Origin of the sequence: Rhizobium sp. Root1204 (assembly GCF_001424965.1) — a bacterium.
Lineage (GTDB): Bacteria > Pseudomonadota > Alphaproteobacteria > Rhizobiales > Rhizobiaceae > Pararhizobium.
This window is the reverse complement of the sequence record NZ_LMCZ01000008.1, coordinates 1-15,968: the sequence shown is the minus strand read 5'-3', so window position 1 is coordinate 15,968 and position 15,968 is coordinate 1. Positions and strand designations below refer to the sequence as shown.

The 15,968-nt window shown below is 61.1% G+C and carries 14 protein-coding genes; 10 read left to right on the top strand and 4 right to left on the bottom strand.

Annotated elements, in window-relative coordinates:
• The first annotated feature begins 217 nt into the window (after positions 1 to 217).
• The 6 genes from ASC96_RS10545 (at position 218) to ASC96_RS10520 (ending at position 6,011) form a co-directional block, all read left to right on the top strand.
• On the top strand, positions 218 to 967 hold the full coding sequence (locus ASC96_RS10545; protein WP_060503002.1) for a hypothetical protein: 750 nt from the start codon (positions 218 to 220) through the stop codon (positions 965 to 967).
• A gap of 222 nt (positions 968 to 1,189) precedes the next feature.
• Positions 1,190 to 1,414, top strand: a complete 225-nt coding sequence (locus ASC96_RS10540) for an aa3-type cytochrome c oxidase subunit IV (RefSeq protein WP_060503001.1) — start codon at positions 1,190 to 1,192, stop codon at positions 1,412 to 1,414.
• A 192-nt stretch (positions 1,415 to 1,606) separates the two neighbouring features.
• Entirely contained in the window at positions 1,607 to 2,761 is a 1,155-nt protein-coding gene (locus ASC96_RS10535; protein ID WP_060503000.1) for a Re/Si-specific NAD(P)(+) transhydrogenase subunit alpha, read from the top strand.
• Positions 2,762 to 2,823: 62 nt separating this feature from the next.
• Positions 2,824 to 3,234 (top strand): proton-translocating transhydrogenase family protein, encoded by a 411-nt coding sequence (locus tag ASC96_RS10530; RefSeq protein WP_060502999.1) that lies wholly within the window; start codon positions 2,824 to 2,826, stop codon positions 3,232 to 3,234.
• 10 nt (positions 3,235 to 3,244) lie between these two features.
• Positions 3,245 to 4,645, top strand: coding sequence for an NAD(P)(+) transhydrogenase (Re/Si-specific) subunit beta (locus ASC96_RS10525; RefSeq protein ID WP_060502998.1), 1,401 nt, complete (start codon positions 3,245 to 3,247; stop codon positions 4,643 to 4,645).
• 160 nt (positions 4,646 to 4,805) lie between these two features.
• Positions 4,806 to 6,011: a GGDEF domain-containing protein gene (locus ASC96_RS10520; protein WP_060502997.1), complete on the top strand. Its 1,206-nt coding sequence runs from the start codon at positions 4,806 to 4,808 to the stop codon at positions 6,009 to 6,011.
• 33 nt (positions 6,012 to 6,044) lie between these two features.
• On the opposite strand, the gene ASC96_RS10515 is transcribed toward ASC96_RS10520, so the two are convergent.
• Both ASC96_RS10515 and rpsU read right to left on the bottom strand, forming a co-directional pair.
• Positions 6,045 to 6,932 (bottom strand): tetratricopeptide repeat protein, encoded by an 888-nt coding sequence (locus ASC96_RS10515; protein WP_060503156.1) that lies wholly within the window; start codon positions 6,930 to 6,932, stop codon positions 6,045 to 6,047.
• Positions 6,933 to 7,197: 265 nt separating this feature from the next.
• On the bottom strand, positions 7,198 to 7,434 hold the full coding sequence (gene rpsU, locus ASC96_RS10510; protein ID WP_060502996.1) for a 30S ribosomal protein S21: 237 nt from the start codon (positions 7,432 to 7,434) through the stop codon (positions 7,198 to 7,200).
• Between the two features lie 406 nt (positions 7,435 to 7,840).
• Between rpsU and ASC96_RS10505 the strand changes: the two genes are divergently transcribed.
• From ASC96_RS10505 to ASC96_RS10490, 4 genes are read left to right on the top strand one after another with little or no spacing between them, the layout of a single operon-like run.
• Positions 7,841 to 9,094, top strand: a complete 1,254-nt coding sequence (locus ASC96_RS10505; RefSeq protein ID WP_060502995.1) for a sarcosine oxidase subunit beta — start codon at positions 7,841 to 7,843, stop codon at positions 9,092 to 9,094.
• Positions 9,095 to 9,105: 11 nt separating this feature from the next.
• A complete protein-coding gene (locus ASC96_RS10500) occupies positions 9,106 to 9,450 on the top strand; it encodes a sarcosine oxidase subunit delta (protein WP_060502994.1) in 345 nt (114 codons plus the stop codon).
• Positions 9,447 to 12,440 (top strand): sarcosine oxidase subunit alpha, encoded by a 2,994-nt coding sequence (locus ASC96_RS10495; RefSeq protein WP_060502993.1) that lies wholly within the window; start codon positions 9,447 to 9,449, stop codon positions 12,438 to 12,440. The genes ASC96_RS10500 and ASC96_RS10495 overlap by 4 nt, the downstream gene beginning before the upstream one ends.
• The gene (locus ASC96_RS10490; protein WP_060502992.1) at positions 12,433 to 12,981 is read left to right on the top strand and encodes a sarcosine oxidase subunit gamma; all 549 of its coding nucleotides are present in this window, start codon (positions 12,433 to 12,435) and stop codon (positions 12,979 to 12,981) included. Before ASC96_RS10495 ends, ASC96_RS10490 begins: the two co-directional genes overlap by 8 nt.
• A 102-nt stretch (positions 12,982 to 13,083) precedes the next feature.
• Here the strand turns inward: ASC96_RS10490 and ASC96_RS10485 are convergent, their stop codons facing one another.
• Positions 13,084 to 13,572, bottom strand: a complete 489-nt coding sequence (locus ASC96_RS10485; RefSeq protein WP_060502991.1) for a MaoC family dehydratase — start codon at positions 13,570 to 13,572, stop codon at positions 13,084 to 13,086.
• An 82-nt stretch (positions 13,573 to 13,654) separates the two neighbouring features.
• Positions 13,655 to 15,625, bottom strand: coding sequence for a glycogen debranching protein GlgX (glgX, locus tag ASC96_RS10480; RefSeq protein ID WP_060502990.1), 1,971 nt, complete (start codon positions 15,623 to 15,625; stop codon positions 13,655 to 13,657).
• Between the last annotated feature and the right edge of the window lie 343 nt (positions 15,626 to 15,968).

The window sequence follows — 15,968 nt, the reverse complement described above, 5'->3', positions numbered from 1 at the left end:
CTTTCTGCAGCTTTTTTTGATCCAGCCAGGTGATCATTCCGAGATGCCGGAATGCGACCTGTTTCAAGCTGTTACGCTGCCAAAATACACAATGATAATTTAGCATTAACTACCTGTTAACCTTAACAAATGGTTTATGCTTAATAATCTATTAAAACATTGTGAGGTGCCTCCGTTTGGAAGATGAATGCCCCCTTCAACGGGGGCGTTTGATGAAATGAAAGTGGAGCAGCAGAACAGGTTTTCAGAGCGACTGCTGGAACTGTTGGATCATGTTGAATATCGAAGGGTCGAAACAGGGGAGGACATGGAAGATGTCGCCCGTATCCGTTTCAAGGCCTATAAGATGGCCGATATATTGCCCTTGTCCGGCACGATGCTCATTGATGACATTGATTTCGACAGTCACGCCTATGTTTTCGGAATCTATTTCGAAGAGCGCTTGATCAGCACCGTGCGGGTGCACCATGTGACGCCGGAGCATCGGATCAGTTCGTCCGGGTCCGTCTTTGGGGCGGAGATCGACAGCTTTCTCGATGCGGGTCTGTCGTTGATCGATCCGGTCCGGCTTGCCGCCGATCCGGAAATCCTGAAGGAAATGCCAGCCATCCCGTATCTCACTCTGCGCGTTGCCACCATGGCGTCCGAGCATTTCGACGTCGATCGCTGCCTGTCGCTGGTAAAGCCGCAGCACGCAGCCTTCTACAAGCGGGTTTTCGATGCCGATACGATTGTCTCCCCGCAAAAGAACTGCGGCGACTACAAGATCGACCTGACGCTGCTCGCTGCCCGCGTCCGCGAGATCCGTCCCTGGCTCTATACCCGGTTTCCGTTCTTCGATTCGGAACCGTTCGAGCGGCGCATGATGTTCGGCGATGACCGGGAGGCGCAGTATGCGCCACTGACGGTGCTGCCAACCGCGCGTCTGGCGTTGACGATGCAGAGCCGCGCGCGCAGCCAGTCCTGATCGGGCTTTGGCGTAGCGGAGGTGGCTATCTTATCAACCGTTATGCCGCATGTTGCGCCTGCAGTTTTCGTTGCGTTTGACTGTGGCTTTGTGTAAGGCCACCTATGCGCGATCGATGCTTTCGGGCACGTCGGATGCGCATAGAATGGAATAGAGACGGGATGCTGCGCTCGCCACCAGGGGCAGAGTAGGGTGTGGCTGAATTTCAGGGAGATATGGACGATGGCTGAACATCATTCCGGACCGGCCGAATTGGGCGCACCGATGGATTATGCCGAACACGAGAAGACCTACAACTTCTTCCTCGAAGGCACTAAGATTGTCACGATCTTCTGCGTCGCGTTGCTGATCGCCATGGCTGCCGGTTTCTTCACCAGCGCCGGCTTCTTCACCGCCTTCGTTCTCTTCATTCTCCTCAATATCGCCGGTTTCGTTCTTCTGCGCTGACCGGTTTTCCAAAGTTTTGATGAAAGCGGCACTTGGGAGTGAGGTGCCGGCTTTTCCATGGCCCGGCGGTTTCCAGGCCATGGTAGACATGCGCGCGGGCTGCCGGAGGGTGGTTCAAAGCGTGATTTAAGAGTGTGCGGGAGAGTGGAAATCGCGGTCCGCCGTGTTCCCGCCCGTGTCAGGGAGGAACCTGTGGCAGAAACCGTATTCATACCGTTGGAAACATTTCCGGGCGAGGGCCGTATTGCGGCATCACCCGAGAGTGTGAAGAAGCTCAAGACCCTCGGCTTCGAGGTTGTCGTGCAGGCCGGTGCCGGCACGTTATCACGTATTCCTGATAGCGAGTTCGAGAAGGCCGGCGCTGTAATCGGTTCTGCTGCCGATGCTGCAAGTGCCGATGTGGTGCTGAAGGTGCGCCGTCCGTCCTCTGCCGAAGTTGCCGGCTACAAGTCCGGCGCCATCGTGCTGGCGATCATGGATCCCTATGGGAATGATCAGGCGCTGGCAGATATGGCCAAGGCCGGTGTATCTGCCTTTGCGATGGAATTGATGCCGCGCATCACCCGTGCCCAGTCGATGGACGTGCTGTCGTCACAGGCCAACCTTGCCGGCTATCAGGCGGTGATCGAAGCTGCATCCGAATATGACCGGGCCATGCCGATGATGATGACGGCGGCGGGCACTGTTCCTGCTGCGAAAGTCTTCGTCATGGGGGCGGGCGTTGCCGGTCTGCAGGCGATTGCCACGGCACGGCGTCTCGGCGCGGTCGTCTCCGCCACCGACGTTCGCCCGGCCTCCAAGGAACAGGTCGCTTCGCTCGGCGCCAAGTTCATTGCGGTCGAGGACGAGGAATTCAAGGCGGCCGAAACTGCAGGCGGTTACGCCAAGGAGATGTCGGCGGAATATAAGGCCAAGCAGGCGGTGCTGACCGCCGAGCACCTCGCCAAGCAGGACATCGTCATTACCACGGCTTTGATCCCGGGCCGTCCGGCACCACGGCTGATTACCCGCGAGATGCTGAAAGCCATGAAACCCGGCTCGATCGCCGTTGATCTCGCTGTCGAGCGTGGCGGCAATGTCGAAGGTGCGGTTGCCGATCAAGTGGTCGAGGTCGAGGGCGTCAAGGTCGTCGGCTATACGAATATGCCGGGCCGTATCGCCGCTTCCGCCTCGGTCCTCTATGCCAAGAACCTCGTGACCTTCCTTGAAACCATGGTTTCCAAGGAGACCAAGGCGCTTGCGCTCAATGCCGAGGACGAACTCGTCAAGGCGACGATGCTGACGCATGGCGGTGCCGTGGTGCATCCAAACTTTGCATCGCCGGCCGTGGCCACAGCAACAGCTTGAAAATTGGAGAGGGCAGCGCGCGTGCTTCGGGGAGAAGTGCGGCTGCCTAAGGGAGAAATATGATGGCCAATGAGATGCTCGACAAGGCGATCGGCGACCTCGACCGGGCGGTCGAAGCGGTGCGCACTGCCGCCGAATATGTGCCGGATGCCGCCGGTAATGTTGTTCACGGATTGAGTGGTGGCGCGATCGACCCGTTCGTGTTTCAGCTGGCAATCTTCGTTCTGTCGATCTTCGTCGGCTATTACGTGGTTTGGTCGGTAACGCCGGCGCTGCATACGCCGCTGATGGCGGTCACCAACGCGATTTCCTCGGTTATTGTCGTCGGCGCGCTGCTTGCGGTCGGCATCTCGGCGTCCGGCCTCGCCACAGGCTTCGGCTTCGTGGCGCTGATCCTTGCCTCGGTCAACATCTTCGGCGGCTTCCTGGTGACCCAGCGCATGCTCGCTATGTACAAGAAAAAAGAGAAGTGAGGCTGCCGTCATGAGTGCCAATATCGCAGCCTTCCTCTATCTGGTTTCCGGTGTCCTGTTCATCATGGCGCTGCGCGGCCTATCGCATCCGACCACCTCGCGCCGCGGCAATATCCTCGGCATGGTGGGCATGGGCATCGCCATCGTCACGACGCTGCTCCTTGCCACCCCGTCGTTTGGCGGCCTGGTGCTGATCGTGCTCGGTCTTGCCATTGGCGGTGGTGCAGGTGCCTACATCGCCCGTTCCATCCCGATGACCTCGATGCCGCAGCTGGTGGCCGGCTTCCATTCGCTGGTCGGCCTTGCCGCCGTCTTGGTCGCAGCCTCCGCACTCTATACGCCGTCGTCCTTCGGTATCGGCGAGATTGGTTCGATCCACGCGCAGGCGCTGGTCGAAATGGCGCTCGGCGTTGCCATCGGTGCGATCACCTTTACCGGCTCGATCGTCGCCTTCCTGAAGCTTGACGGGCGCATGTCGGGCAAGCCGATCATGCTGCCGTTCCGCCATGTCATCAACGCGGCGCTTCTGCTGCTGATCATCTTCTTCATCGTCGGTCTTGCGGCGTCGGAAAGTCATTTCGATTTCTGGGCGATTGTCGTTCTGTCGCTGGCGCTCGGCGTTCTGCTGATCGTGCCGATCGGTGGCGCCGACATGCCGGTCGTCGTCTCGATGCTGAATTCCTACTCCGGCTGGGCCGCCGCCGGTATCGGCTTCACGCTTGGCAATCTGGCGCTGATCATCACCGGTGCGCTGGTCGGCTCGTCCGGCGCGATCCTGTCCTACATCATGTGCAAGGGCATGAACCGCTCCTTCATCTCGGTCATCCTAGGCGGCTTTGGCGGCGATGCCGCAGCCGCAACCAGCGACGATGGCGTGCAGCGTACGGTCAAGCAGGGCTCGGCCGACGATGCCGCCTTCCTGATGGCCAATGCGTCGAAAGTGATCATCGTGCCGGGCTACGGCATGGCTGTTGCGCAGGCGCAGCACGCCGTGCGCGAGCTTGCCGATGCGCTGAAGGCCAACGGTGTCGAAGTGAAATATGCCATTCATCCGGTTGCCGGCCGTATGCCGGGCCATATGAACGTGCTGCTCGCCGAAGCCAACGTGCCGTATGATGAGGTGTTCGAACTTGAGGATATCAATTCCGAGTTTGCGCAGGCCGATGTCGCCTATGTCATCGGCGCCAACGACGTCACCAATCCGGCGGCGCGCGACGACAAGACGTCGCCGATCTACGGCATGCCGATCCTCGATGTCGATAAGGCCAAGACCTGCCTGTTCGTCAAGCGCTCTCTCGGCTCCGGTTATGCTGGCATCGACAATACGCTGTTCTACAAGGACGGCACCATGATGCTGCTCGGCGACGCCAAGAAGATGACCGATGATATCGTCAAGGCCATGAACCACTAAGCGATGAACCGCTGAACCTGGAGTGCCGTCCGTTAAGGCGGCACTCCATCGTGTATCAATCCGGACGTCCTTCCCGCCCGGCATTTTAATCGAAATTCAATTGTCCTCGCCTATCGTCGGGTGCCAGCTGCAATGCGTGGCGCCGGTACGAAAGAGGATCATGAGTTCATCTTCGCAATTCGGTCATGCCCGGATCGGGCGCTACGCCCGGCAGCTTGATGCGGGCATCGGGTGGTTGCGCTTCCCGGACGAGATGGAGCGCGAATATGCGCTTCAGATCGACAAGGACGAGCGCCGGCCCGCGATGGTCAGTGCGGTTTTCTCCCTGGCATTCATCATTCTCTTCGGAGTTTCCGATTTTGTCCGGCTCCCTTTGATGGGGCAGTTTCCAGATCTCACCGCCGATATGTGGGGCATTCTGGCAAGCCGGGTGGTGGCGGTCCTGTTCCTGCTTGTCTGCCTGTATCTTTGCCATCGCCAGGGTGGGGCGTCGCGGGCAGCACCTTTGTCGATCGCTACCGTGCTGGCGCTTGCGGTGTGTGGGGCGGTGTCGGTCTGCCTCTACAAGCGCAACGGTCTGGGGCACGCCGAATTCGCCCAGCTTCTATTCGTCATGGGAGCGTTCTCGCCGCTGGGGCTCCGTTTCCGTCACAGCTTCGAACTGGCCTTAGGGGTTGTCGTCCTGACCTTCGCGTTGCGATACTGGCTGCTACCACTGGAACTGCAAGGGCTGCAATTCAACGCCATGCTGCTTCTGACGCTGGTCTTCTCGGCAGTCGGCGGTTATCTGCGGGAGCGTGCGCATCGGGAGCAATTCCTTCTGCGCGGCATTCTCAAGGAGCAGGCGTCACACGATCCGCTGACCGGGCTTGCCAACCGGCGTGGTCTTGATGAGCAGCTTGAGACGGTCCGCCAGCAGGCCCGGCGCGAAAACGTACCCGTCGGCTTGCTGTTGCTCGATGTCGACTTTTTCAAGCGTTACAATGATCGCTACGGGCATCAGGCCGGTGATCTGGCCTTGCAACGCGTGGCGGCGTGCCTGGACGCCTTTGCGCACCGTCCGCTCGACCTGGCCTGCCGGATGGGCGGAGAGGAGTTCGCGCTTGTTCTCTACGATTGCGGGGAAGCGTCGCTGAAGGGCCGCATGGATGAGCTTTGCGCCGCGGTGCGAGGGCTTCGCATCGATCACGCCACTTCGGATATCTGCGCTTTCGTGACGGCCAGTATCGGAGGTGTGCTGCTGCAACCGCAGGAAACGGCCTGGGCGGCTCTCGATCGTGCAGATCAGCTGCTTTACGAGGCCAAACGGGAGGGGCGCAATCGTACGATTGTTGAGCGCCCAATCCCTGTAGCTGCGGTCGCGTGACCGGCGCGCGGCGTGACGCCGCGCCTTGTCTCGTCAGCCGGCAGCCTTGACGCGGGCAAGACCGGCGCGAGCCGGTTCGTATTTCGGATCCAGCGACAGTGCGTGACCGTAGGACTTCGCTGCCTTCGCCTTGTCGCCGCGCCGCTCATAGACCAGCGCCTGGTTGGCCCAGGATTCGGCGATCTTGCCGTTCAGGTTGATCGCGGTGTTGAAATCTGCGAACGCATTGTCGTCGTCATTGGTGGCAACATAGGAAATGCCACGGCCGTTATAGGGCTCCGGCGCGCTTGGTGACAGCGAGATCGCCGTCGAAAAATCTTCGATCGCCTGGGCATGCTGCTTGCGGGCCTGATAGATCAAGCCACGGTTGTGATAGGCGCGCGGGTCTGTCGTGTCGAGTTCGATGGCCTTGTTGAAATCGGCAAACGCCTGATCCAGCTGTCCGGCCTGACGGTAAAGATTGCCGCGGCCGATGAAGGCGACGTCATAACGCGGGTTGAGCTGCAAGGCCTTGTTGTAATCGGACTGCGCTGCCGACTGGTCGCCCATGTTGCGCTGGACAAGCGCGCGGTTGGCATAGGCCTGATAGAATTGCGGATTGAGCTCGATCGCCTTGTTGAAATCGGCGAGTGCCCGGCGGAATTCACCCGCGCGGCCGTAGGCGGAACCACGGACATTGTAGCCTTCCGGGTCGCTCGGATTGGCGGCGATCACGGCAGACAGAGACGCAATGTTCTCGTTGCTTCCCTGTGCCCGCTCGACCCGCATCATGTTGCTTGGCGTATCTGCGGTCGAGCAGCCGGAAAGGACAAGTGCGCCCGTCACAGCCAGCATGGAGGCGAGGGCAAAACCGCGCCGATTGGAGCGCCCGGCAAGGCCGGTATGGTCGGAAAAATCCGCAGTCCTGGCAGTCGATGTCAAGATTGATTCCCTCGTTAAGCGAAGCGTCTCGGCATGTCCCGGGCCTGAAGCGGCAGACCGGGCCAGCATGCACAGTTTCAATGTTCTGGAGCGTCAGATGCATCGTCATCGATGCGCTCCGTGTCCGAAGACAGTGTAGCACGCTCTGCGCGCCCGTCGCCTGTGTCAGGAATTATATCCGGCAACATGCGATTGAAACAGAAAGAGCGGTGGCGATCATGTCGCCCCCGCCCAATTTACGCGTCAAATACGCCGTAAACGCTGATCAGCGCGCTGCCGCCGAAGGGCGGGGGGTAACGATACCCATTTCGCGCTGCAGGCGCTTGCGGGCCAGCTTGCGAATGCGGCGAACGCCTTCAGCCTTTTCGCGGGCGCGCTTCTGGGATGGCTTTTCGTAGGCCTCACGCATCTTCATTTCGCGGAAAACGCCTTCGCGCTGCAGCTTCTTCTTGAGTGCGCGAAGCGCTTGATCGACATTGTTGTCGCGGACTAGTACCTGCACGAGAATCCCGTTCCTTCAGTTTGGAGTGATCGCCTCATGAAATCAGGTCAACGAGGCAAAAAAATATAGTTCGCGGAGCCCGGAAGCTTTACGATTGAGAGAGCGGATACCAGATCGGTTGCTCAAAGTCCAGCTTCCAGTTGCTTTTGGCGGCCGAAAGCGCCGGAAAACCATGGCTTCGCGGCTCCGGCAACGGTAACCGCACTGAAGCAGGCCCGGTGTGCTGCAGCTTCCAATATGGGCGCTGCCTTATATTGTGCCCGGAAAGCGGCATGTCGCAACTCGTGCGACAAGCGCCGTCTCGCGTCGCAAAAGAAACGTTGCGGAAGTTCGGGATTTGCGATTTCTAGGATCGACCACAAGAAATTCACCGGCCTTCTGGCAGGACTACGGAGTGTGAAAGCGGATGCGCAAATATTCGGTTTTTGCTGTCGCTCGCGAAGCGATGCGCGGCCACAGGGGATGGGAGGCTCAGTGGACCTCGCCCGAGCCGCGCAAGGAATATGATGTCATCATCATCGGCGCCGGCGGCCATGGCCTGGGCACCGCCTATTACCTCGCCAAGGAACACGGCATCACCAATATCGCCGTGCTCGAAAAGGGCTGGCTCGGTGGCGGCAATACCGGCCGCAACACCACCATCATCCGCTCCAATTATCTCTATGACGAAAGTGCGGGGATCTACGATCACGCCTTGAAGCTCTGGGACGGGCTCAGCCAGGATCTCAACTACAACGTGATGTACTCGGCCCGCGGCGTGATGATGCTGTCGCACAACATCCATGACCAGCAGGTGTTCAAACGCCATATCCATGCCAACCGCCTGAACGGCATCGACAATGAATGGCTGACGCCGGAACAGGCGAAAGAATTCTGCCCGCCGCTCGATATTTCCCGCACCGCCCGCTACCCGATCAACGGTGCCGCCCTGCAGCGGCGCGGCGGTACTGCGCGTCACGACGCCGTCGCCTGGGGTTACGCCCGTGCGGCTGCCGATCGCGGCGTTCATATCATCCAGAATTGTGAAGTCACCGGCATCCGCCGCAATCCGGATGGTTCCGTCGCTGGTGTCGATACCAATCGCGGCCAGATCAATGCCAAGAAGGTCGGCGTCGTGGCTGCCGGTCATACCTCGGTGCTGATGGAGATGGCCGGCGTGCGCATGCCGCTGGTCAGCTATCCGCTGCAGGCGCTGGTGTCGGAGCCGATCAAGCCGATCTTTCCTTGCGTGGTCATGTCCAACACCGTACACGCCTACATCTCGCAGTCCGACAAGGGCGAGCTCGTCATCGGCGCCGGGACTGACCAGTATTCGTCCTATTCCCAGACTGGCGGTCTGCAGATCATCACCCACACGCTGGATGCCATCTGCGAACTCTTCCCGATCTTCCGGCGCATGAAGATGATGCGTTCCTGGGGCGGTATTGTCGACGTGACGCCGGATCGCTCGCCGATCCTCGCCAAGACTCCGGTTTCCGGCCTTTACGTCAACTGTGGCTGGGGCACCGGCGGCTTCAAGGCAACGCCGGGTTCGGCCAATGTCTTTGCCCATACCATCGCCAACGACGCGCCGCACAAGATCAATGCGCCGTTCACGCTGGAACGTTTCCGTTCGGGCCGCCTGATCGACGAAGCGGCCGCCGCCGCCGTTGCGCACTAAGGGGAAACACCATGCTTTTGATCTACTGCCCCTATTGCGAGGAAGAGCGTTCAGAGCTCGAATTCCGCCAGGCCGGTGACGCGCATATCGCCCGTCCCACCAACATGACCGAGATGACCGATGAGGAATTCGAGGCCTTCTTCTTCCTGCGCGACAACGTCAAGGGGCTGACCTTCGAGCGCTGGCGGCATCTGAACGGTTGTGGCCGCTTCTTCAATGCTGCCCGCGATACCGTCAGCGACAAATTCCTGACCACTTACAAGGCCGGCTTGCCGCGCCCGGATCTCAGCACGCTGCGTCCGGCAACGGAAGCGACAGTCGAAACCTATGAAGCCACGGAGTCGAATGCTAAATGAGCGGCGCCAATCGTATCCCCGGTGCAGGCCGTCTCACCCCTGCAAAAACCGCCCGAATCTTCTTCGACGGCAAGAGCTATGCCGCCCTTGAAGGCGATACCGTCGCCTCGGCGCTGCTGGCCAACGGCGTTCATCTGGTCGGCCGCTCGTTCAAGTATCACCGTCCACGCGGCATCGTGTCGGCTGGTGCGGAAGAGCCGAATGCGTTGATCGGCGTTGAGCGCGATGCTGCCCGCAAGCAGCCGAACGTGCGGGCCACCGTGCAGGACGTCTTTGACGGCATGAAGGTCATCTCGCAGAACCGCTGGCCGTCGCTCGCCTTCGACGTTGGCGCGGTCAACAACCTGCTGGCACCGTTCTTTGCCGCCGGTTTCTACTACAAGACCTTCATGTGGCCGAAGCAGGCCTGGAAACACGTCTACGAGCCGCAAATCCGTGCGGCGGCGGGTCTCGGCGTGTCGCCGACCGAAGACGACACCGATCATTATTCCAGCCGCTACGCCCATTGCGATGTTCTGGTGATTGGCGCCGGGGTGGCTGGCCTTTCGGCAGCGCTTGCCGCCGCCAAGACTGGCGCGCGGGTCATCATCTGTGACGAGCAGCCGGAAGTTGGCGGTGCACTGCATTACGACAAGAGCGTCACGATCGATGGACAGGACGGTTATTCCTGGGCTCAGGCCACCGCCGCCAATCTGGCGAAGATGGACAACGTCACCGTCCTGCCGCGCACGACGGCGTTCGGCTATTACGCCCAGAATTTCGTCGGCCTGAACGAGCGGGTGACGGAGCATCTGGCCAAGCCGGATAAAAAACTGCCGCGCGAGCGCCTCTGGCAGGTCCGCGCCAAGCGCGTCATCATCGCCACCGGCGCCATCGAGCGGCATATGGTGTTTGCCAACAATGACCGTCCGGGCATCATGCTGGCATCCGCCGCCCGCACGTTCCTCAACCATTTCGGCGTCGCCGTCGGCAAGAAGGTTGGCGTCTACACGGCCAACGATTCCGCCTATGAGGCTGCCTTCGATCTGAAGCGCGCCGGTATTACCGTTGCTGCTATCGTTGATACCAGGGAGCAGCCGGGCGAAGCGGTGCTGGCCGAAGCGCGTTCCCTTGGCATCGAAGTGCTGGCTGGTCACGCTGTTGTCGATACCGGCGGCAAGCTTCGGGTTTCCTCCATGTCGGTTGCCCGCAATGGCGGCGGCGGTGCGCGCAAGATCGCCATCGATGCGCTGTTGATGTCGGCGGGCTGGACGCCTTCGGTGCACATGTTCTCGCAGTCGCGCGGTAAGGTCGCCTATGACGCCGAGACGCAGCGCTTCCTGCCTGGCACCTATGCGCAGGACTGCCTGTCGGTCGGTGCCTGCAATGGCACCAACGATTTGCAGGCGACCATCGAGGAATCGCTAGCGGCCGGCGAACTGATGTCGAATGCCTCGGGCTTTACCGCCTCGCAAAAGCTGGCGCTTCAGGGCGCGAATGCCTTTGCCTGGACCGGCGGCATGGCCGGCGCTGCGGAGGGCGCTGGACCGGACACGACCGTCAAGGCGTTCATCGATTTCCAGAACGACGTCTGCGCCAAGGACATTCGCCTTGCGGTGCGCGAGGGCATGCACTCGATCGAGCATATCAAGCGCTTCACCACCAATGGCATGGCGACCGATCAGGGCAAGCTGTCCAACATCCATGGTCTGGCGATCGCGGCTGAAACGCTCGGCCGCGAAATCCCCAAGGTTGGCCTCACCACGTTCCGTGCGCCCTATACCCCGGTGACTTTCGGGACGCTGATCAACCATTCGCGTGGCGAATTGTTTGACCCGACCCGCAAGACGCCGATGCATGCGCTGGAAGAAGCTCAAGGCGCAGTGTTCGAGGATGTCGGCCAGTGGAAGCGTGCCTGGTATTATCCGCGGGCTGGTGAGGACATGCATCAGGCCGTCAACCGCGAGTGCAAGACGGTGCGCGACGTCGCCGGTATCTTCGATGCCTCGACGCTCGGCAAGATCGAGGTTGTCGGCCCGGATGCAGCGCAGTTCCTCAACCTGATCTACACCAATAGCTGGGATACGCTGAAGCCCGGCCGCTGCCGCTATGGCATCATGCTTCGCGAAGACGGCTTCGTCTATGACGACGGTGTCGTCGGCCGCATGGCGGAAGACCGCTTCCATGTCACCACGACGACGGGCGGCGCTGCCCGCGTCATGAACCATATGGAAGACTATCTTCAGACCGAGTTTCCGCATCTGAACGTCTGGCTGACCTCCGCTACCGAGCAGTGGGCTGTCATCGCCGTGCAGGGGCCGAAGGCGCGCGAGATCATCGGACCGCTGGTGGAAGGTATCGATCTGTCGAACGACGCCTTCCCGCATATGAGCGTTCGCGAAGGCAAGATCTGCGGCGTGCCGACCCGGCTGTTCCGCATGTCGTTTACCGGCGAAACCGGCTTCGAAGTCAACGTTCCCGCCGATTTCGGCCCGGCCGTCTGGGCGGCGATTTCCGAGCGGACCGAAGCGCTCGGCGGTTGCGCCTATGGCACCGAGGCGATGCATATCCTGCGCGCCGAGAAGGGCTACATCATCGTCGGTCAGGATACCGACGGGACAGTGACCCCCGACGATGCCTCGCTTGGCTGGGCGGTCGGCAAGAGGAAGGCTGATTTCGTCGGCATTCGCGGCCTGCGCCGTCCCGATCTGGTCGCCGATGGCCGCAAGCAGCTTGTCGGGCTTTTGACCAAGGACCCGGCGGTGGTGCTGGAAGAGGGGGCGCAGATCGTTGCCAATCCGAACCAGCCGCTGCCGATGACGATGATCGGTCATGTGACCTCGGCCTACTGGTCGGAAAACTGCGGCCGCTCGATCGCTCTGGCGCTGGTTGCTGGCGGCAAGGCGAAGATTGGCCAGACGCTGTATGTGCCGATGCCCGACAAGACGATCGCCGTCGAGGTGAGCGACATGGTGTTCTTTGACAAGGAAGGAGGCCGCATCAATGGCTGATCTCGCAACCCGTACCCTGCCGCTTTCCGGCTTTCACGGCGGCTCCGGTGCTGCCGCGCTTTCCGTCGCTTCTCCCGCAACCCGGATATCGCTCAGGGCCAAGCCAGATGCTGTTGCAGCTCTCTCGGGAGTGCTCGGCCTGTTGCTGCCCACCAAAGCCAAGACGTCTGCATCTTCGAATGGCCGCCACGCGCTCTGGCTCGGGCCGGATGAATGGCTCATCATCGACGAGAACGGGGCCGACCTGATGGCAGCGGTGGCGTCCAGCAACGTGCTGCATTCGGCGACCGATGTTTCCCATCGCAACACGGCCATTATCGTCAAGGGCCGGGGTGCCGCTGTGGCGATCAACGGCGGCTGCCCGCAGGACCTGTCGCTGGCGGCCTTCCCGGTTGGCGCCTGCTCGCGCACGGTTCTGGCCAAGGCCGAGATCGTGCTTTTGCGTACTGCCGAAGATACGTTCCGGGTCGAGTGCTGGCGGTCGTTTTCGCCGTATGTCTCGACGCTTCTCGCCGAAGCTGCCGAGGACGCGGGGAACTGATGGTGTAGCCCGGTCTCGATGGCATCCGGGCTCACTCGAGCGATCCGACCCCACGGTCATGAAATCGGCGGTCAGTTCCGAGGGTCTCCTATCGCCTCTGGATCACGCATCCTCCGGCCGATCCTTCGGGTCGAACTGGATGATGGTGAGCCACGTTGCCGTCAGCGCCGGCTTGCGTTCGCCTTCGATATCGACGGTAACCTCATAGGTGACCATCAGCATGCCGGCGCCGCGGAAGCGGGCTTCGGCCATGGTGAAGCGGCCGCGCACCTTGGCGCCGCTTTTCACCGGCGTCATGAAGCGCACCTTGTCGAAGCCGTAGTTGATACCCATCGTCTGTTCGCGCACACGCGGCAGGCAGTTGTAGTTCATCGCCGAGAGCAGCGAGAGTGACAGGAAGCCGTGGGCAATGGTGCCGCCGAACGGAGTTTCTGCGGCGGCGCGTATCGGGTCCGTATGGATGAACTGATGGTCGTCGGTGGCACCGGCAAAGCTGTCGATGGTGTCTTGCGTCACTGTGATCCAGTCGGAAATACCGACTTCGGTGCCCACCAGGTTCTTGACGTCAGATAGCGAAATTTCCTGCGGCATTCTCTTTTCCGATCAAAAACATCCCCCCGTTTCTCTATATGCCGCTCTTTCGAAAAACGGCAATCGGGGAAGCAGTATAGGGTTACAAAATTTCGACGTGGAAACTGACACTTCGTGCCGCCGTCATGCCGATACCGGCGTTGGCTGACGGTAGCAGGCTTTGCCAGCCCGAGCCCGGCCGGACCGGCAGATGAACCGCATGCGGCGCGTGGCTGCGGTTGATGGCGATGGCAAGCCGGGTGCGTCTGCTTTGGTCCCTGTCGCCGGTGGACAGCAGCATGACCAGATGGTCGGTAGTTGCGCTTTCCCAGTCGCCCGTCGTCATCGGTTGGCCGTCGAAACGCAGCCACTCGACATCACCGTTGCCGGTAAAGAACGTGGTATCGCTGAAGACATCGAAGCGGGCGCGGATGTGCGACAGAGCGGCGGTGTGGGCGATAAGCGTGTCGTCCAGTTGGCTCCAATCGACCCAGGTGATGGCGTTGTCCTGGCAATAGGCGTTGTTGTTGCCGTGCTGACTGCGGCCGCCTTCATCACCCGCTGTCAGCATGATGGCGCCGCGGCTGGCAAACAGGGTGGAGAGCAGGCCCATGACATCGCGGCGGCGGAAGCCCAGAACTTCGGGATCGGCTGTTGCGCCTTCGACGCCATTGTTCCAGGAGTGATTTTCGTTGTGGCCGTCGCGATTGTGCTCGCCATTCGCCTCGTTGTGTTTGCCGGCATAGGAGACGAGATCCATCAGCGTGAAGCCATCATGGGCGGCGATGAAATTGACGCTACGGGTCTTTTCACCGCCATTGCGGGAGAAGATATTGGATGAGCCGGCGAGCGCCGTCGCCAGATCGCCGATCGTGTGGCTATCACCGCGCCAGACGCGGCGCAGGTCATCGCGCGCCCGGTCGTTCCATTCGAGGAAGGAGGCCGGGAAATTGCCGAGCTGGTAGCCGCCGGGACCGATATCCCAGGGTTCGGCGATCAGGATGCGGTCTTTCAGGACTGGGTCGGTGCGCATTTCGGTAAGCAGGGCGGCATCGCTGCGGAAACCATTGGCATCTCGGCCGAGGATCGAGCCGAGATCGAACCGGAAGCCGTCTATGCCTGCCGACAGAACGAAATGGCGCAGGCTGTCGAGGATCAACTGGCGCACCACCGGGTGATCGCAGGCGATGGTGTTGCCCGTACCTGTGTCGTTGATCAGTTCGCCGGGCCGGTCCTCGGCGTGGCGGTAATAGGCATGGTTGTCGAGGCCGCGCATCGAGAGCGTCGCGCCGAAGCGGTCACTTTCGCCGGAATGGTTGAAGACCAGATCGAGAAGAACGCCAATGCCCGCGGCATGCAGGGTCGCAACCGTTTCGCGCAGTTCCGTCATGCCGCCAGGCACAAGGCGCGGGTCGAGCGCCATGAAGGCGACGGGATTGTAGCCCCAGCCGTTGGTAAGGCCGAGCGGGGGCAGATGGCGCTCGTCGATCCAGGCGGTGATCGGCATCAGCTCGATGGCGGAAACGCCGATGCGCTTCAGGTGGGCGATGACGGCGGGATGGGCAAGGGCCGCAACGGTGCCGCGTTGCTGTTCCGGCACATCGGGATGCAGCATGGTGAAGGGGCGGACGGCAACTTCGTAAATCAGGCCGCCGGTCTGGAAGACCGGGGGCTGGCGTTGTGCGCTCTGCGGCGCGGTCACGATCGCCTTTGGCACCAGATCGGCGGTGTCGTCCCCGAAAGCCGACAGGCGGGGATCGTAATGGAACGGCCGGTCGAGTTCACGGGCATAGGGGTCGACCAGCAGCTTGGCGGGGTCGAACCAGAGGCCGTTGTCCGGATCGTAATCTCCTGAAGCCCGAAAACCGTACCGCGTGCCCGACGGGGCGTCCGGGATTGTCAGGCTGCAAACATCGTCTTCGCCGCGTTGCATCGGCAGACGGCGCAATTCGTTGTTGCCGCTCGCGTCGTAGAGGCAGAGCTCGATGCCCGAGGCCGAGGAAGAATGGACCGCGAAGGTCGTGCCGCTGCCGGTGAGCGTGGCGCCGAGGGAAGAAGCGGGCAGGTTCGGCATCGGGGTACCTCGGGATGATGCGGGGACTTCGGACGTTTCGTATCAGATTGGTTTGACAGTGATTTTTTCCGGCTTTCGGCTTTGTTGCAAGCGGTATGTTTACCTCCTTTCGAGGGGGAGGTGGACTCCGCCTTCTCCCCGGCGGGGAGAGCGACTGTCTTGTTAGTCAAGCGTTTTGCCATGGCTTTCAATCCCAGTGTGCCCGGTTTCGTCAGGTAAAGGTGGCTTCGCCCCCCTCATCCGGCCCTGCGGGCCACCTTCTCCCCGATGGGGAGAAGAGGGAGATCGTCGCCTTCCTCAACGGTCTATAACCACGCCCGGAAAATCCGCCGTGGTTTTCTCT